Origin of the sequence: Cellulophaga sp. HaHaR_3_176, from assembly GCF_019021925.1 — a bacterium.
Classification (GTDB): Bacteria; Bacteroidota; Bacteroidia; order Flavobacteriales; family Flavobacteriaceae; genus Cellulophaga.
Map to the genome: position 1 here is coordinate 2,633,488 of NZ_CP058990.1, position 19,724 is coordinate 2,653,211.

Sequence of the window (19,724 nt, forward strand, 5' to 3'; positions counted from 1 at the left end):
ACTGATTATACTTTGTTGGCTAATTAAAATGTTCTTCCTCTTCTTTTTCTTTGATGGCTCTTTCAACCTCTTCTTTTTTGATTGTTTCTCCTGTAACTAACCACTTTGTAATAACTTTTAATTTATTACTAAAAGCTAAAAACAAAGGCAACATTACCAATGTTAAAACTGTTGCAAATGCAATACCATATGATATTGAAATTGCCATTGGCTTTAAAAACTGTGCCTGCCTACTTACTTCTAAAAGCAATGGTGCTAAACCAGCAATAGTTGTTATAGATGTTAAAAATATAGCTCTAAAACGAGATCTTCCTGCCTCATAAATTGCATCATCAAATGTCATACCTTCTTTTAGGTTCGAGTTAAACTTACCGATAAGCACAAGGCCATCGTTAACCATAATACCTATTAATGCTATGATACCTAATAAAGAAAGAATATTTACAGGAAAACCATGTATCCAATGCCCCCAAGATACCGCTGGCAAACAAAAAGGAATCAATAACAACAACATTAAAGGCTGACTGAAGCTACGGAATGTAAAAGCTATAGTTATATAAATCAGCGCTAATACAGAAAGCCCTACAAACCTTAATGAATCAACAAACTTGTTAGCTTCTCTGTTTTGCCCTTCATATAAGGCTGATACTGAAGAATATTTAGATTGAATATCTGGTATTATATTCTGTTGAATATCTAACATTATATCAGTCGCACTAGTTTCTTTACTGTTTTTTAAATCAGCCGTTATTTGTATTTCTCGTTGTCCTTCTAAGTGGTTTATAGCTACATCACCACGTTCTATAATATAACTCGCGATTTCTTTTAAAGGCACCTTACTACCACTCGGAGTGGTAATTCTCATTTCGTCTAAATCTGTTATTGATGATCTGTTTTCTCTATCATAACGAACCCAAACTTTAATTTCATCTTCACCACGCTGGAAACGTTGTGCTTGCACACCAAAAAAGCCTGATCTTACTTGTACCATTATTGATTGCAAGTCTAATCCTAATAAATAAGCGTTTTCTTTTAACTGTAGTTTAATTTCTTTTATACCTGCTGGGTCATTATCAGCAACATCTTTTAATAATGAATTGTTTTCTAGTGCTAATTTCAATTCTTTTTTAGCTGCTTTTAATTCATCTATATTATTACTTAACAATGAAACTGCAATAGGATTACCACCAAAATTACCTCCACTACCATAAACTAAACTTTCTACACCAATTACTGGTCCAACAAGCTCTCGCAACCTATTTGTAACCAATTCTGATGTAATTTCGGCTGGCCTTTCTTCTCCTGGTAAAAGATTTATTGCTAATGATGCTGTAGAAGAGCCTGAGCCTATCGTTTTTATTAAATTATCAAAAAGAACTTTATCTGTCCCTTTTAAGTATTTTTCTGTAAATTCTTGATTTACAATTTTCGCTTTAGATTCTATTAAAGTTATGATCGAATCAGTAATAATTTCATTTGTACCATTTGGCATTTCTAAACTAACCGACACTCGATCACTCGCTACATTTGGAAAAAAAGCAGTTCTAATAATACCTGCTCCTACAGAACCAAAGGTTAATGCTAACGCAATTGCAAAAAACGAAAACGTAAGAATTTTATAATTTAATGCAAATTTTAATATTGGACTATAAAATTCATCCCGCATCCAATTCATAAAACGATCGCCTGCTTGGTTGATGACTCTTAATTTCGCAAAAGCTTGTCCTATTTTAGATTTTGGTTTTTTATCAGTTGGTTTTAGAGCCTTAGAGTGTGCTAAATGTGCAGGAAGTATAACTAATGCTTCAACTAATGATACCACAAGAGTTAGTATTACAATTACAGAAACCTCACTAAATACATCACCAATTCGACCATCTAAAAACAAAAACATTGAAAATGCTAATAGCGTCGTAATGATAGCTGATACAATTGGGGGAACTACCTCTAAAGTACCATCTATTGCTGCTTGCATTGGTGATTTACCCTTCTCGTAATGTTGATAGATATTTTCCGCTATAACAATACCATCATCGACTAAAATACCGATAACGATTATCATACCAAACAATGATAAAATATTTATAGTTACATCAAAATAACCTGCAAAAATAAACATTCCTAAAAAAGATATTGGCAACCCAAAAGCTACCCAAAATGCCAATCGTGTATTTAAAAATAATGATAAAAATATAAGCACTAACAACATTCCTTGCCATGCATTTGTAATCAAAAGCTGCGTTCGTTGGTTAAGTGTTATTGATAAATCCCTAACAACACTCAGTTCTACATTGTTATATTTTTGATTAAAATCTTCTATATATTCATTTACTCTTTCTGCGGAGGTTAGTAAATCTTCAGAATTTGTATTTGTAATTGAAACTGATACAGACAAGTTTCCGTTGTAATATGATGCATTTGGAGATTCTTCAAAACGATCTCTAATAATAGCTACATCTTTTAACCGAATTACTTGGCCCGTTATTGATGCTTTAATAATAAGGTTCGTAAGCTCATCTCCATAATAAGACCTATTGTTAGCCCTTATTAGATACTCTTCTGCATCCGTTTTAATATTACCACCTGTTACTAAAATGTTTGCATTCGAAACAGCCGCTGCCACATCGCTAAACGAAAGGCCATAAGCCAAAAGGCTGTTTTCATTTACAGCTATTTCTATTTCTTCATCTGGAAAACCAGAAATTTCAATTTGAGAAATTCCCTCTATACCTCTAATATCATTCTCAATTTGCCTACCAATTTGTTTTAATGTTACAAGCGGTATATTATCGCCACTTATTGCAAAACTAATTGTCTCTCTAATATTTTCATTTTTAGCGACTACCAAAGGCTCCATACCTGTAGGGAAAGAAGGAACTCTATCGACTGCATTTTTCACTTCTAAAAGCATGAAATCGATATTTTCTCCTTTTTCAATTTCAACGTTTATAGAACCACTATTTTCTCTTGAAGTAGAAGTCACCCTATCAACACCTTCAAGCCCTTTTAAATTATCTTCTATTTTTAAAACAATTCCCTCTTCTATTTCTTGAGGTGAAGCTCCTGGGTAAGCAATTGTTATCGATATGATTTTTGAATCTACTAAAGGAAAAAAAGAAGATTTTAAAGATAATACACCTACGATACCAAATACTGTTACAGCTAAAACAAATACAGAAACCGCTACATGATACTTAATGAAATACGCTATAATACTTCTCATTAGTCGTTCGTATTTTCTAAGTTATCGTCTATTTTTTTCACTAACATACCTGCATAAGCACCAACTACGGGTTTAGAAACTATAGTTACTCCATCAGGAACATCTTTTAATATTACGGTTTTATCTGAAAAGTAAATTGGCTTAACATCAATGACATCTAGAATAGTATCTCTAACTACAAAAATCTGATCACTTTCTAAAAGTAATCCTCTATTTACTTCAATAGCGTTTTCTTCTTGTTTTGCATTTAGTTTAGCTTCTAAATACATTCCTTCCTTCAAGCTTTCATTTTTAATTTCAATAAAAGCTTTAATGGTTTGTGACGCTTGATCTACATTACCATTTATTCGGGTTACAACACCTTTATATTCGTCTGTTTTATTTAGGTTTATTAAATTAACACTTTCGCCTATCTTTAATAAATCGCTATATGTTTTAGGTATAGATACTTCAAGCTCATAAACATCTATATTTATAAACTCTCCAAGTTTTTGACCTGTTCGAACCAACGTGCCTTCATTTACTAAAACCTCTGTTAAAACTCCTTTAAAAGGAGCTGATATTCGATATTTGGCCAATCGTTGTTCAAGATTTTTAACATTGTAATAATTCGTCAATAAGCCACGGCCTGAAATAAAATACTTTTCTTTTTCAGAAACCATTTCTGGAAAAACAGGTGTTGTTGCATTCATATCAAATGCATTTAAGTAGGCTTGCCATTTGTCAAAAATCCCAGGATAATCTAATCTTAAGTCTGGCATTATCGAAGTTATAAGATTGTATAAATTGCTTTTAGCCGATTGTACACTAGCCTTATATTCTGATGCATCAATTCTAATTATAGTTTCTCCTTGATTATAACTTTCTCCTTCTTTGAAAAATTTATTCCCTTTTTTAAAAACCCCTTGTACTTCTGCATATAATTCAACACGTCGTTTTGCAACAACATTACCATGTGCTGAAATTATTATAGGTACCGAACTGTTTTTAGCTATTGTAGTAAATACAGTTTTTACTACTTTTTCAGGTTTAGGCTTTTTGGTGTTTTTACTATTTATTAATAATGTAGCTGCATAAATAGAAAGTGCTATTAGGACAAGGCCTAAAATAGATAATACTATTTTTCTCATAATTATTTTTGATGGCTTGGAAAGGGTATTGACTACAAATCTATCCAATAGTTTAATCGCGTTTAGTTAAACATATCTTAAAATAAATTCATCATAATGATTAACCTATTTAAGCTAATTTTTTTTAATTAAAAAAGGCACACTATTTTAAGTATAGCATGCCTTTTTTGTTTTTATATATCTTTATATTTTTCAATTCTCTTTTACGTCTTCTAATTTAGAATTCACAATTCTTGTAGTACTTAAGTCTAGCTTTTCAAAATCTTTATTAAGCTGAAAATCATCACTATCAAATGCTAATAAACCTTCCTTTTTTATGTTTTGAATACTTGCAAATGAGTTAAACTTATTGCCCTGTAACTGTAAATATTTTAATTCTTCTAAATTACCTATACCATTTGGCACAGCTCCTTCAAAATTATTATATGCTAAACTAATTTCTGATAACTTCGGTAATTTTTTAAAATCAATCGCTATCTCTCCATCTAGTTTATTCCCAAAAAGACCCAAGACTTCTAAATTAACTAAGTCTTCGACTGACTTAGGTATGCTTCCGCTAAAATAATTACCTGAGATATTTAGTACCTTTAAACTTTTTACATCGCCTATTTTTGATGGAATTTCTCCATCTAAGTTATTATTATATAATGTCAATGTTTCTAAATTTTCACAACCTAAAAATTGGCTAGGCAAACTCCCTTTAAAGTTATTCATTTCTAAAGCTAGATTTTTAATCTGCTTTAACTCAAACAACTCTTTAGGCAACTCTCCTTTTAACCCGTTCATTGCTAAATTTAAATTTGTAAGTTTTTCTAGCTTTAAAAAAGATTTTGGCAACCTACCAACCAAATTATTATAATTTAAAATTATAGATACGACATGATTTTCTTTTATAGTAACACCATACCAACTACTAATGGGTGCCTCCAAATCCCACTTTGTTGTCCATTCTTTTCCATTTGTACTACTGTAAAAATCGAGCAAAGCTTCTTTTTCTTGTTCTGAAACTTGTGCAAACGAAAATGAACTAATACTTAAAACAAAAGTTGCAAGTAGGTATTTTGCATGGTTAACGGTCATAAATGGCTAGTTTTAAAATAAATTTGGGTAAAACTTTCTTCTGTTTGTTTTTACATATTTAACATACAAAAAATAGTATTTATTCTATGATAACGCACAAATTGTCGTTTTCTGATATTTACTGTCTATTTAAATGAAAAAAGGAATACAAAATGTATTCCTTCTTCTAATTTAATAACTAACTCAAATTAAATATTATTCATCTTCGAACTTGGTATCTGCCATTCTCGTAGAGTAAACATTTACGTCTGTATATTTTGGAAATTTTTCAATTTTTTCTCTATCAAAATCAAACACCAACAGATTATTGCTTTTAAATGAATTTACATTCTCAAAAGAATTAAATCCATTATTTTGTATTTGAAAAACTTCTAAACTTGCTAATTCACCTACCTCTTTAGGTATTGACCCCTCTAACATATTATTAGCAAGAACCAATTCTTTCAATTTTGATAATTTTCCAAATTCTGAAGGCATTTTACCTTCTAATTTATTTTCAAATAAACCTAAAGTCTCTAAGTTATTCAAATTACCTATTGAAACTGGTATAGTCCCTTTAAAATTGTTACTAGATAAGTTAAGAATTTTTAAGTTTTTTAAATCACCTAATTCACTAGGTATAGAACCGGTTAAAAAATTATTGAAAGCTGAAAGCTCTTGTAAATCTGTTAAGTTATTTAAGCTATTTGGCAAATCACCTTTTAACCTATTCATCTCTATTTTTAAAACCACTAATTTACTTAAGCTATTAATTTGTTGAGGTAATACACCTGATAATTTATTAAATGCGAGGTTTAATGATTTTAAAGCTTTTAAATTACCTATGCTTGTAGGTAAAATACCGTTTAAATTATTATTAAATAAATTAAGTTTAACTACTTCATCGTTATTTACTGTAACACCATGCCATGTTGCAACGGGCTTTTTCAAATCCCATTTATTACTCCAGTTTTCTCCGTTAGTAGCATCATAAAGGTCAATTAGAGCCTGCTTCTCTTCTTTAGAGATTTCTGCATAACTATTAAAACTCATAAATAATAATGCAGCAAATAGTAAATTCACTTTTATGAGTGATTTAAAATCAACTTTTTCTTTAGGTTTATTCATTGTCTTCAAATTTAGTTTGGGCTGTTCGTATTTGATTATTAAAATATAATTCTTTAAAATTTTCTTTCTTTTCATTATCAAAATCAAAAATTGCTAAAGTATTTTCTTCTAACAAAAGTTCTTGCATAAAAAAAGCATCAAAATTATTTTGTTGAATTTGCAACACTGCAAGGTTCGGAAGCTTTAAAATACTCTTCGGAAATGAATCTGAAAATGAGTTATCTGCAATGGTAAATGTCTTTAATGATTTAATTTCTGAAATAACAGCAGGTATAGCACCATTAAGTTTATTGTTAGAAAGCTCTAAACGTTCTAAAAAAACAAGATTACCTATAGATGTAGGTATTTTTCCTGTTAAGCTATTATCTGAAAGTGAAATAACTTTTAATGTTTTTATAAACCCTAATTCACTTGGCAAAACTCCATAAAACTTGTTGCCAAAAAAATCTAATATTTCTAATTTTCTAAGCTTAATAATATCAACAGGAAAAGAGCCTTCTAATTTGTTTTTACCTAATCTTAAAACCGTAAGATTTTCAAGCTTAAATAATGTATCTGGTATTTCTCCTTCAATAAAATTTAATGCTAAATTTAAAACCGTCAAATTTTCGAAGTCACCGATAGTTAACGGGATGTTACCTGACAAATTATTATTAAATAAAGTAATAGAAACCACTCTGTTATTTTCTATAACAATACCTGACCATTTCGATACTGGCTTTGACAAATCCCAAGAATTTGTCCAGTTCTCTCCATTTGTATTATGATACAAATCAATCAATGCATTTTTTTCAATTCTAGGTATTGCAAATGCAAAACTAGATAGCATTAAAAATAATAAAATAGATATTTTGGCTTTAAAAAACATAGGCAATAAAATAATCTCTAATTATCTGATTGTGCACCACCTATCATTAAATAGGAATACTCCTACAAAACTAATGTAAAATAAAAAACAAAAACAACTTACTCGACGAACAGCTTCTAATTTTTATATTTTTGTTGTGAAATGCAAAAAAAACATTGTCTATCAGACAAAATGCATGTTAATCATTTATATAACTACTCTAACTTTTCAATTTTAAGAGTTATACTCTCCCACTCTTCCATATTTTTTTTAAGAGAATTTTTCTTTTTCTCATACAAATCAAAAAAGTTAGGTTTAGCTATAGTAGCATCGTAATTCATTAATAAATCATGATCTATTTCAGCAATATCTTTCTCTAGCTGAGCAATAGAACTTTCGACATTACTAAGCTTATTATTTAAAGATTTAATTTTCTTTTGATCTTCGTAACTAACTTCCTTAACTACTTTTTTAACTTTTTGCTTAACAACAGGCTGCTTCTTTTCAATTTCTCTAAAATCTTCTACTTTACGCTGCTCTAAGTAAAAATCTATATCTCCTAAATACTCTTTTATTTTACCATCTTTAAATTCATAAACATTCTTTGTTAACCCCTGAAGAAAATCTCTATCATGAGAAACTAGTATTAATGTTCCTTCAAAACTTTTCAATGCCTGTTTTAAAACATTTTTTGATTTTATATCTAAATGGTTCGTAGGTTCATCCATCACCAAAACATTTAAAGGCTGTAAAAGCATTTTTGCTAACGCAAGTCGGTTTCTTTCACCTCCAGAAAGTACTTTCACATATTTTTCTACCTCATCACCTCTAAATAAAAACGATCCTAAAATATCACGAACTTTACTTCTATTGGTTTCGTTCGCCTCATCTATCATCGTATCTAAAATGGTTTTATCACCATCTAAATACTCCGCTTGGTTTTGAGCAAAATAACCTATCTGCACATTGTGTCCTAGCTTTAGTTTACCTTGGTGTTCTAGTTCTCCTACCATTATTTTAGCCAAAGTAGATTTCCCTTGCCCGTTTTGACCCACAAAAGCAGTTTTAATATCACGCTCAATCAGCAAATCTATTCCTTGTAAAACGTGTTTATCTCCATAGCTTTTTGAAAGGTTTTCAATTTCAACAACTATCTTACCTGGTACTTTTGAAATAGGAAACTTTAAATTCATTACACTATTGTCATCCCCATCAACCTCTATTCGATCTAGCTTATCTAATTTTTTAATTAAAGATTGTGCCATGGTTGCTTTAGATGCTTTTGCTCTAAATTTCTCGATAAGTTTCTCGGTTTGCTGTATTTGCTTTTCTTGATTTTTCTGAGCACTTAATTGCTGCTCTTGAATTTCTTTACGCAAAATCAAAAACTCTGAATACGGTTTATTATAATCGTAAATCCTCCCCAACGATATCTCAATGGTTCTGTTCGTCACATTATCTAAAAACATTTTATCATGAGATACAATTGCTATCGCACTATTACTTGTTCTTAAAAATTGCTCTAACCAAATTATAGATTCTATATCTAAGTGGTTGGTAGGTTCATCTAATAATAAAACATCATTTTCTTGTAATAACAGTTTTGCTAATTCAATTCGCATACGCCAACCTCCTGAAAAGGTATCTGTATATTTATCAAAATCTTCTCTTTTAAAACCTAAACCTTGCAAGATTTTTTCAGTTTGACCTTGGTAATTATATCCACCAAGTATTTCATATCGGTGAGTAATATCACTCATATCTTCAATAAGCTTCGTATAGCCATCACTTTCGTAATCTGTACGTTCTGCTAGTTGTTGATTGATATAATCTAATTGAGATTCTAACGATTTAATTTCTTCGAATGCTTGATAAGCCTCTTCCAAAACTGTTCTTCCTTGTTCAAAATCTAAATCTTGTTTTAAAAAACCTATTCTAACCTCTTTATCAGATGCTATGATACCAGTATCTGGTTGCATTTCTTTAGAAAGCAATTTTAGCAATGTAGATTTACCTGCTCCATTTTTACCAATAAGTCCAACTCTGTCTCCTGAGTTTAATCGGAATGATATTTCTTCAAATAAATATTCTCCACCAAAAGAGACAGAAAGGTTATGGATATTAAGCATTATATTTTAGATATTTAATTTTGAGAATTATGTCTTAGGTTACACATGTTACCTAATGAAAATCTTATTTTTGTATAAACTTTTGCAAATGTTAAAAAAAGGAAACAAACTATACAGTATTTTAACAGGAACTTGTCCTAAATGTCAAGAAGAAAGCATGTATTTAAACAAAAACCCATATTATATGGGGCAAATATTTAAAATGCATGAACGTTGTTCTCATTGTAATACCAAATACAAAATAGAACCTTCTTTTTTTTACGGCGCAATGTACGTAAGTTATGGCTTAGGAATCGCTTTTGCTGTTGCTGCTTTTGTAATCTCTTTTTTAATACTTAAAAGCTCATTAAAAGTTAGTTTTATTGCCATTATGGGTACTCTTATTTTCTTTATGCCTATAATTATGAGAATATCTAGAAACATTTGGATAAACATGTTTATGAGTTATGACCCTAATGCCAAAGAAGCTTTTTCTAAAAAGAAATAACTTTTTACTTAAAGTGCTTTTTTGTGAATCTATTTATATCCATTTCAGCATCAATAACCTCGTTTTTTTCAATAGCATTAAATAAAGCTTCTGATGCCGTTGGCGCAATCATGACTCCTCTTGAGCCAAACCCATTTAACACGTGAATATTATTATGTATTGGGTGCGTGCCGACTAAAGGTCTTCTATCTGTTACCGTAGGTCTAATACCTGCTACATGAGAAACTATTTCATAATCGCATTGTAAAAATGTGTCTAATTTTTCTAACAATTCAATCTTAGCATCCTCTGTAGGTACATTTGTTTTATCTTTCCATTTATATGTAGCACCTACCCTATATAAATCGTCACCTAAAGGAATTATAAAAACAGAAGATTTAATAACATTTTCTTCTTTTAAACCTGGGGCTTTAATTGTCAAAAGCTCTCCTTTTGTTCCATTTAAAGGTAAATATGAAAAATATGGGTTACTTTTTAAACCAAAGCCTGTAGCAAAAACAATATGTTTTGCTTCTAACCCTTCATATACCACGCTATTTTCTTTTACCTCTAAGGCTTTAAAGTCAAAAGTACTAGCTATTAAATTATTATTTTCTTGAAGATATGTCTTATAAACAGATAACAAGATCTTAGTATCTATTCGCCCTGTACCTAATACCTCTCCATATCCGAAATTAGCAGCTATAGCCGTATTTACATTTTCTTTTATTACAGTAGATAAGAAAATTGAAAGTTGCTTTTTATCTGCCGCTTCAAACCACATATTCTGTTCTTCTATAGAAGCAAAACGTCTTAAAACTGGCACTTTAAAATCTAAGCTTAACTTTAGCTTTTTTTCTAATTTTTCATAAAAAGGTAATGCTTTCTCTAATTGTTCTTTTGCATTCCATGCTAGTGTAAATCTTTTTAATATTACAGGGTTATACAACCCACCCGCAACAACTGATGATGTTTGAGATTCATCTGTTATAACTTGAAAAGATTTACCATTATTTTCTAATTGTTCACAAAAAGAAATACCTGCTAAGCCAAGGCCAACTACTATATAATCTAACATCTTGCAAAGGTAAATTAAAGGAAGTATATAAATTATTATTAAACTAATAAACGCAAAAAAGCCTCGACATAAATGCCAAGGCTTTTTTATTCTATATTTTGAATTGGAATATTCTAAATTAATAACTCCACATATCTTGTTCTTTATCTCGAATAGTTTCTTTAATTCTTTTCGATTCTAACAATTGAAATAATGAGTTATCAGAAATATAATCTTTAATTTCACGATCACCATACACGTTATCTTCTTTATAAATAGTTGCATTAAAACGCCTAGCGTTTAACAACATATCGAAAGATATTGGTTGTGCTGAATTTCGTTGGTTAAATACTTTAGCTTCGTGAAGCACTTGCCTAGCACTCGGGTACCAGATCCAGAATAACGCTACTTTATTTTCTTCTTGATCCATAGAATCATCATCAATAAAGTTAACATCTGGAGCTCTTGGAGCAATACCTAATAAACGATATTTCAATTCTCCTTGACGCTTATCAAAATACCAAATTCCTTTGACTAAGTATTCTTCTAAATCAGCTGCTGTTAAATCTCTTTTATTAATATACTCAGGTGAAATTTGTTCTCCTGCGTTATATTGCTCGTAACCGTATTCTGTTGTATCAATTTTTTGCAAAGTTGCAGAAAGATCACTAAAATCTCTTTTTTCAGTAAAATAAGAATCTACATAGATATCTTTAATTCTACCATTTTTAATATTCTTTACAAGAACATCATACAAAGATCTTCTATCAGATCCTATATCTACAGTATCAATTGGGTAGTATAGAGGAAAGTTTACACGTTCATCTAAATCGATAACCTCCCATACTGTTTTAGACCAAAGAATATCTCTATCATCTACATAACCGTATTCTAATGGAGTATCATTATCCATTTCTATCTGAGAGTTTGTTTTTTTACCTATCTCTTCTGGCTTTTTGGCATTTAATATGTTTGCCTGAGCCATCATAGATATTGGTAATAAAGCTACCGCTCCAATTAATAAAACATTTTTCCAATTCATTTTTAAAATTTTATTTGTTGTACACCTTTACCGAAATTAGAAGTAAACCACTTGAAATTGTATTCAAGCGATTTACAACTTGTTTCAATAAATTTTACTTACTAGTTTGTAAGTTCAACCACTACTGGAGAAACTTTCTTAAGCTTGTAAGATTTGTTATTTGTTATGTAAGCTTGTATGTCAAATATTTGAACAGCATCTCCACGACCAGCTCTTTTTAAAGCAGACTTTGCAGGACCATTTAATTTGTTACCTCTAACAACTACTGTTGGTTGACCAGGAACTTTAAATTTGAAACCACTTACTGCAAGATTTAAATCGAAATCGAAATCTTCTAATAAAGCACCAACTGTAGCAATTTCTAAGTTAGTTCTTGGCATTTTAGCAGTATTAGTTTCTCCTCTAATAGAACCGTTAGGTCTAGGAATATCTTTAATTCTAAATTCAAGCTTAGAACCTACTGGCTTACCATCTGGTAAAGTTCCTGAAGCAGTAATAGTTACTGTTCTACCTGTACCTGGGTTCATAACATAGCTACTACCACTACGTTTAGATAAACCAGGAGCAGATGCTCTAACTTTATTGTTTGGTATACCAGGTATTGATATCGACATTGGGTTAGCAACACCACGGTAAACTACATTCATTTTATCAGCCGCAATTAAAGCAGCACCAGGCTTACTTATTGTTGCAAAACTACTTTTAACCTCAACAGCAATTTCCTCACCATCTTGCTTAAAGTAAATGTTACCAGCAACTTCGTGATCACCAGGAGCACCAGCTGAAATTAACATTTTAACACCTCCAGCTTCGATCTTATAATCTTTACCGTCAGTTAATTTTCTACCATCTAAAGTTAATTCTGCTCTAACTGGAGTAGAAGAATTATCTGTTTTACTGATAATGATTTTACCATCATAAGACTCTCCACCGTAGAATGCAGATTTAGATCCAAAAAGTGATGTTTTAAAGTTCTTTAATGATACCTGATCAGTTAAGTTACCTTCTAACATTGCCTTTAAAGCATCTTCTTCTGTAGATTTAATATCAGATTGTAAAGCTGTGATTTTAGTTAAAGAAGCAATTAATGGAAAACTTTCATAATGATAATTAATCCAATCTTGCTTTGTTTTATCTTTTTTCTCAACTTTACCATTAGCATCACCTGTTTCGAATCTAGCAATAACAGATCCTTTTAATTTTTCAGGCACTAATAAAGATACTTGAGAACGATAATCTTTAATTTTTTTCATGAACTCTTTACCGCCTTCAGCTAAAGTTTCTCCATTAAAGAATTTTTGATCCAAATAATCTGACTTATCCATTACTTGGTAATCCTTTGGGTCTTCAACATCTTTAGTCATCTCTTTCTTTAGACCTTCTAAATAGTCATAATACTCTTGAGATAAAGTTTGAACTTTTTGAGCCTTCTTATAATCCTCTGCATATTTCGCAGCATCTTCTTCAGCTTTAGTTTCAAGACCTGCTAAAAAGGCCATGTTGCTATCCGTCGTTTTAGAGTTAGAAACTTCCATCTTCTCATTCATAAGACCGAATGCCGCTAGAACTTCTTTACTCATATTTAATGCCAGCATACAAATGAATACCAAGTACATTAGGTTTACCATTTTCTGACGTGGTGACTGTTTTCCTCCTGCCATGTTTTTCTAATTATTTTAGTTAAATTTTAATTTGGGTTTGGTTTAAATACTAAAACTAATTAGTTCTTACTCATTGCAGAAAGCATACCACCATATACTCCGTTAAGAGATGACAAGTTTGTAGATAAAGATGCCATTTGATCTTTTAAAGCTGTAGAGTTCTGAACAACTTCTTCATTAATTGAAGCTTGCTTACTAGCACTCTCTAATTGTACTTTATATAAACTGTTTAAAGATTCCATTTGAGAAGCAGCTTGTACCATTTCATCAGAATATTTACGCGTAGATTCCATTGCATCAACAGTTGGAGCGATACCTTTTGCAGCACCTTCAAAGTTTTTGATACTAGAACCTAAGCTTTCCATAAGACTTGCATCTACACCAGCTTCTTTTAATAAGTTATCTAACTTTTTAGATAATGAAGCTTCTGTTTCTGCAATTTCAGCTTTTACGTTTGATTTTTTAGCTGATGCTTCACCACCTGCTAATTCAGGGTACACTAAAGACCAATCTAAATCTTCATCTAAAGGTTCGAATGCACTAATAGCAAAAATAAGTGCCTCTGTAATAAGACCGATTGCTAATAATACACCTCCATTTAAAGGTCCTAATTCCCAGTGTAATATTTTAAATAATGCTCCAATAATTACGATTGATGCTCCAAGGCCGTAGGCCATGTTAAATAATTTCTTTGTTGCTTTTGACTGTGCCATAATTTAATTTGATTTCAGGTTAACGTTAATAAAAATAAGGATTTGGTTATAATTTAATTTGTAATAATTCAATTTACTATTTGTTTAGTGGCTTAGATTCTTCTACACCCATGTAATCTTGTACAGTTCTAAAACCGATATAACTACGAGCTGAATCTTGGTATTCATAATCTCTTGTACTCACCTGTAAAAAGTAAGCAACATCTTTCCATGAACCACCTCTAATAACTTTACGTGCATTTTTACCTGTTCCTCCATTAGGGTTCATAGTAGAAACATATTCGTATGAATTTGGATCGTAACTAGAGTCTGTCCATTCTGATACATTACCAGCCATGTTATAAAGGTTATAATCGTTAGGTTCAAATGATTTAGCTTCAACAGTGTAAAGTGCAGTATCAGCAGCATAATCACCACGCTGAGGTTTAAAGTTTGCCATAAAACAACCTGTGTCGCTTATAACATAAGGACCACCCCAAGGGTAAGTTCCTCCTTCAATACCACCTCTTGCAGCATATTCCCATTCAGCTTCTGTTGGCAATCTAAATTGATTAACAAACTGCTTGTTTTTTGACTTTTGATCGTCATTTTTAAATTTCGTTCTCCAATTACAAAAAGCTTTTGCTTGTTTCCAACTAACACCTACAACTGGGTACTCGCTGTAAGCATCATGCCAAAAATAATCGTTATGCATTGGCTCATTATAAGAATACTCGAAATCTCTAATCCAAACTGTTGTATCTGGGTATATTTCTAACTCTTCTTGTTTGATAAAATCTTTTCTGCTTCCTTTACCTTTAGCTCTAGCTGCAGCTTCAATATCCATCCAAGAATACTTATATTTTAATTGTGTTACATCAATAGTACGTTGACCATTATACGACTCCTCTTCAGGAATATATAATTTGTCCATTACCTCAACATAATACTCATCTGGGTATTCTGATGTTTCCCAAACTAAGTTTTCATCTAAATTTAAGCCACGACCCTCATAACCAGTTTCTCCCATTCCTGAGTAGTTATCAATCATATACTTATCATAAGCAGATAATCTTGTCGTATCTGCATCTTTAAATGCATACTCTCCAACACCACCATCAGCAGGTCCTAAACCTAACTCATCTGCGAGTATTGCCAATTTAGTTCTAACGATAGAATCTCTTACCCATTCTACGAATTGTCTATATTCGCTATTGGTAATCTCTGTGTCGTCCATATAAAAAGAGCGTACAGTAACTGTTTTGGTTGGTGCGTTGAGAACTTGAGCTTGATCTTCTTCACTCTTACCCATTATGTAGGATCCCTGAGGGATTAATTCCATACCGAATGGTTTTTCTGGATACCACTTCTTTCCTTGTGATCCAACTAGTTCTCCTTTTGTTTTAGACCCACAACTGCTGAGCAAAAAAACAAACGCTATAGATGATAACAATAGCTTCTTCATACTTTAGGTTAAATTTCGATTAAGACTGTACTTATTAAACACTTTTACTACTCTCTAAAACTACGTTTTATATGTTTTATTGTGTTTAATTGTATTATGTTATTAATATTTTTTAATTTAATTAAAGCCTTTTTTATAGGCTTTATACCACCTTTCAGGAATAATTTGATTACAAGCATCATAATAATCCTTCTCCGTGCAAGGTAATAACGCTGCTAATTCCGATTTATTATGTGATGTTAAAATAGTAGGCACTTCTACCCACCAACGATTTGTCATGCTACTTTTATGGAAAATTAAATCATCAGCATCTGTTGGCACAATGAATTTTGTAAAATTTTCACTCTTTATAAATGGCGACTCTACAACCCTATAATTATGGCCTTCTATAAAGTACCATATTATCTGTGCTATTAGCTGATAACACTGCGGACTGTTTTCTCCTTCATAAACTCCAAAAACTTTTACCTTATCGCTTATACCCGCATACCTCGCTATTGAGCATATTTCTTTACCATCAAACCCATTAGGTGAAAAATTTTCTGAAAAAGAAACTTCACTAGCCTTAACTGATCGTAAATCAATACTAACAATATGGGCATCTCTAAGTACAGGTTCCGCTAAAGATATATCAGACGAAATTTCACCCAAACGATATCCATCAAAGAAAAGACGATCCATAAGGTCTTTTTCTTCTTGAGCACAAAAATAACTTTGATACCCTAAGTTTGAGAAATTAAAAAGGTTATTGGGTTGATCTGTAATAATCTTACTAATGTAAGAATGTGATGAAATAAGCTCATCTTCTTGACCAAAATCAAACCTACTATCTACCGATACTAAGTTTACCATGTTCCGCAATCCGTCAAAAGCTCTGTATGTTGGGTATGTAATATCTTGTGTTGCACCTATTACAATCGGTATTACATCTTCTTCAAGCAACTCAGCAACAACCTGTCTTACAACAAAATAAGTATCTTCTACTGTTTCTCCTTCTTCAATATCACCTAAATCTACAATAGTACTATTCCAATTACCTATCATCAACTTATATAATTGAAGACGGATATCAGAAATATTTAAAGATTTTGGTTTTTTCTCAAAAGCATTTCGAGACTCATTAACACCTATAAGAGCAAAAGAAGCATTTGCTAAAACTGGCAAACCCTTCCGCTCTGAATGTTTATGTATTTTATTTCCTAATGCCTGTGCCGGTAGAAGTTCACAGTGAGCTAATATTTTATCATTAACTGGAACCAAAAAATCAAATGCCATAATTTTCTATACTTACTTTTTTGCTTTCGTCTTAGGCTTCGCTTTAGGTTTTGCTTTGGCTTTAGCTTTCTTTTTGGGAGTTTTAGCCTCAATTAAAGCAATTGCTTCTTTTAAAGTAATTTTAGTTGCATCTACTTCTTTAGATAATTCAACTTTAATTTTACCCTTTAATACATTATGTCTTCCCCAACGTGCTTTTTCTACCCTAATTCCTTCTTCTTTCCAATCATGAATAACCTTGTCTATTTCTTTCTGCTTTTTGGTTTCAATAAGCTCAATGATATCATCTGTAGATAGGTTATCAAAATCGTATTTCTTATTCACGTTGATAAACATTCCGTCCCACTTAATAAATGGTCCAAAACGCCCTGTACCTTTAGTTACTTCTTTATCTTCATAATTAAATATAGGAGCATCTGCCTTTTGTTTAGCTACAATAAGTTCTATTGCTCTATCTAAAACAACATCGAAAGCGCTTTCTCCTTTATCTAGAGATATAAATTTATCACCAAACTTCACATAAGGTCCGAACCTACCCACATTAGCAAGTACTTCTTCCCCTTCATAATTACCCAATGTTCTTGGCAATGTAAATAGCTCCATTGCTTCTTCGAAGCTAATTGTATTTAAAGATTGCTCTGGCAATAAACTAGCAAAAACAGGCTTTTCTTCTTCTTCAGATGTTCCTATCTGAACCATTGGCCCAAACCTACCTAAACGAACTAAAACTTGTCGTCCAGATTTTGGATCTGTACCTAAAATTCGCTCGCCGCTAGCTCTATCTGCATTTTCTTCAACATCTATTACTTTTGGATGAAAATCTTTATAAAAATCCTTCATCACTTTCTTCCAATCCTCTCTTCCTTCTGCAATTTCATCAAAGTCTTCTTCAACTTTTGCAGTGAAATTATACTCCATAATTCCAGAAAAATGACTTACTAAAAAGTCAGTAACTATCATACCTATATCCGTAGGCACTAATTTTCCTTTTTCTGACCCTACAGTTTCCGTTAAGTTATTTTCTTTAACGGCGTTATTTTCTAAAACCAACTGAACATATTCTCTTTCAACACCTTCAACTGTACCTTTTTCTACATACCCTCTATTCTGTACTGTCGAAATTGTCGGTGCATAAGTAGATGGTCTACCAATACCGAGCTCTTCTAACTTTTTTACTAATGATGCTTCTGTAAATCGGTATGGTGGTCTTGAAAAACGTTCTGTAGCCGTGATATAATTATTTCCTAAAGCTTCTCCTTTTTTCATTGCAGGAAGCATACCTTCTTGCTCTTCTGATGTATCTTCATCATCAAGGCCTTCCATATATACTTTTAAGAAACCATCAAATTTGATAACCTCACCGTTAGCACTAAACTCATCGGTATGGCCTGAACAACTTATTTTAACATTGGTGCGCTCTAATTGCGCATCACTCATTTGCGATGCCAAAGTACGTTTCCAAATAAGTTCGTATAATTTTGTCTGATCTCTTTCTAACGAAACTGACTGAAGTTTCATATCAGTAGGGCGAATAGCCTCATGTGCTTCTTGTGCTCCTTTTGATTTTCCTTTGTAATTACGTGTATTACTATACTCTTTACCGTAATTTTCTTCAATTGCCTCTTTCGCAGCATCTAAAGCTTCTTTCGATAAGTTTACACTATCAGTTCTCATGTAGGTAATTAACCCTGCCTCATATAAACGTTGTGCAACTTGCATGGTTCTACTTACTGAAAAATATAGTTTCCTAGAAGCTTCTTGCTGTAATGTAGATGTTGTAAATGGTGCTGCTGGCGATTTTTTAGCAGGCTTCTGATCTAAACTAGCTACTTCAAAATCAGAACTCATATTCTTTTTCAAGAATGTATTTGCTGCTGATTTAGATGGAAATGTTTTATTCAGTTTAGCTGAAAAAATACTTCCTGCACTAGTTTTAAATTGTGCTGTTATTTTAAATGACGCTTCTGTTTGGAAAGCATCAATATCTCTTTCTCTTTCTACAATTAAACGCACAGCCACTGACTGAACTCTACCTGCTGAAAGACCTGGTTTAATTTTCTTCCAAAGAACTGGCGACAACTCATACCCCACTAATCTATCTAATACACGCCTTGCTTGTTGGGCGTTTACCAAATCGTAATTAATCTCTCTTGGGTTTTCTATTGCTTTTTGTATTGCTGACTTAGTAATGCTATTAAAAACAATACGTTTTGTTTTAGATTTTTCTAAACCAAGTTCTTGTTCTAAATGCCAAGAAATAGCCTCTCCCTCGCGATCTTCATCACTCGCAAGCCATATTGTTTCTGCTTTCTTCGCTAAATCTTTCAATTTTTTGACTAAAGCTTTTTTATCTTGACTTACAATATATTTTGCATTAAAATCATTTTCGACATCTACGCCTAACTCCTTTGATGGTAAGTCGGCTATATGACCAAAACTGGATTCTACTTTAAAGTCTTTTCCTAAAAATTTCTCAATTGTTTTTGCTTTCGCTGGAGACTCTACGATTACTAAATTCTTTGCCATTAACTAGTTTTTGGTATTACAAAA

14 protein-coding genes are annotated in these 19,724 nt (G+C 31.7%); 1 reads left to right on the forward strand and 13 read right to left on the reverse strand.

Annotated features, from left to right (window positions below):
* Positions 1–19: 19 nt before the first annotated feature.
* From H0I23_RS11660 to H0I23_RS11685, 6 genes are all read right to left on the reverse strand, one after another.
* The gene (locus H0I23_RS11660) at positions 20–3,223 is read right to left on the reverse strand and encodes an efflux RND transporter permease subunit (protein ID WP_216783472.1); all 3,204 of its coding nucleotides are present in this window, start codon (positions 3,221–3,223) and stop codon (positions 20–22) included.
* Positions 3,223–4,353 carry an efflux RND transporter periplasmic adaptor subunit gene (locus H0I23_RS11665; protein ID WP_216783473.1) on the reverse strand — a complete coding sequence of 377 codons (1,131 nt, stop codon included), beginning with the start codon at positions 4,351–4,353 and terminating at the stop codon, positions 3,223–3,225. Before H0I23_RS11665 ends, H0I23_RS11660 begins: the two co-directional genes overlap by 1 nt.
* A gap of 192 nt (positions 4,354–4,545) precedes the next feature.
* Entirely contained in the window at positions 4,546–5,433 is an 888-nt protein-coding gene (locus H0I23_RS11670) for a hypothetical protein (RefSeq protein WP_216783474.1), read from the reverse strand.
* A 195-nt stretch (positions 5,434–5,628) separates the two neighbouring features.
* Positions 5,629–6,540, reverse strand: a complete 912-nt coding sequence (locus tag H0I23_RS11675) for a leucine-rich repeat domain-containing protein (protein ID WP_216783475.1) — start codon at positions 6,538–6,540, stop codon at positions 5,629–5,631.
* A complete protein-coding gene (locus H0I23_RS11680) occupies positions 6,533–7,408 on the reverse strand; it encodes a hypothetical protein (RefSeq protein WP_216783476.1) in 876 nt (291 codons plus the stop codon). The genes H0I23_RS11675 and H0I23_RS11680 overlap by 8 nt, the downstream gene beginning before the upstream one ends.
* Positions 7,409–7,602: 194 nt before the next feature.
* Complete coding sequence (locus H0I23_RS11685) at positions 7,603–9,516, reverse strand: ABC-F family ATP-binding cassette domain-containing protein (protein ID WP_216783477.1); 1,914 nt, start codon at positions 9,514–9,516, stop codon at positions 7,603–7,605.
* 88 nt (positions 9,517–9,604) lie between these two features.
* Between H0I23_RS11685 and H0I23_RS11690 the strand changes: the two genes are divergently transcribed.
* Positions 9,605–10,003: a DUF983 domain-containing protein gene (locus H0I23_RS11690; protein ID WP_216783478.1), complete on the forward strand. Its 399-nt coding sequence runs from the start codon at positions 9,605–9,607 to the stop codon at positions 10,001–10,003.
* Between the two features lie 4 nt (positions 10,004–10,007).
* On the opposite strand, the gene H0I23_RS11695 is transcribed toward H0I23_RS11690, so the two are convergent.
* From H0I23_RS11695 to topA, 7 genes are all read right to left on the reverse strand, one after another.
* Positions 10,008–11,060, reverse strand: a complete 1,053-nt coding sequence (locus tag H0I23_RS11695; protein WP_216783479.1) for an FAD-binding oxidoreductase — start codon at positions 11,058–11,060, stop codon at positions 10,008–10,010.
* A gap of 118 nt (positions 11,061–11,178) precedes the next feature.
* Positions 11,179–12,081 carry a gliding motility protein GldN gene (gene gldN, locus H0I23_RS11700; RefSeq protein WP_216783480.1) on the reverse strand — a complete coding sequence of 301 codons (903 nt, stop codon included), beginning with the start codon at positions 12,079–12,081 and terminating at the stop codon, positions 11,179–11,181.
* A gap of 101 nt (positions 12,082–12,182) precedes the next feature.
* The gene (gldM, locus tag H0I23_RS11705; RefSeq protein WP_216783481.1) at positions 12,183–13,742 is read right to left on the reverse strand and encodes a gliding motility protein GldM; all 1,560 of its coding nucleotides are present in this window, start codon (positions 13,740–13,742) and stop codon (positions 12,183–12,185) included.
* A gap of 59 nt (positions 13,743–13,801) precedes the next feature.
* Positions 13,802–14,455 (reverse strand): gliding motility protein GldL, encoded by a 654-nt coding sequence (gene gldL / locus H0I23_RS11710; RefSeq protein ID WP_216783482.1) that lies wholly within the window; start codon positions 14,453–14,455, stop codon positions 13,802–13,804.
* A gap of 76 nt (positions 14,456–14,531) precedes the next feature.
* Positions 14,532–15,899, reverse strand: coding sequence for a gliding motility lipoprotein GldK (gene gldK, locus H0I23_RS11715; RefSeq protein WP_216783483.1), 1,368 nt, complete (start codon positions 15,897–15,899; stop codon positions 14,532–14,534).
* Positions 15,900–16,016: 117 nt separating this feature from the next.
* Positions 16,017–17,174 (reverse strand): formimidoylglutamase, encoded by a 1,158-nt coding sequence (locus H0I23_RS11720; RefSeq protein WP_216783484.1) that lies wholly within the window; start codon positions 17,172–17,174, stop codon positions 16,017–16,019.
* A 12-nt stretch (positions 17,175–17,186) separates the two neighbouring features.
* Positions 17,187–19,700, reverse strand: coding sequence for a type I DNA topoisomerase (topA, locus tag H0I23_RS11725; protein ID WP_216783485.1), 2,514 nt, complete (start codon positions 19,698–19,700; stop codon positions 17,187–17,189).
* Between the last annotated feature and the right edge of the window lie 24 nt (positions 19,701–19,724).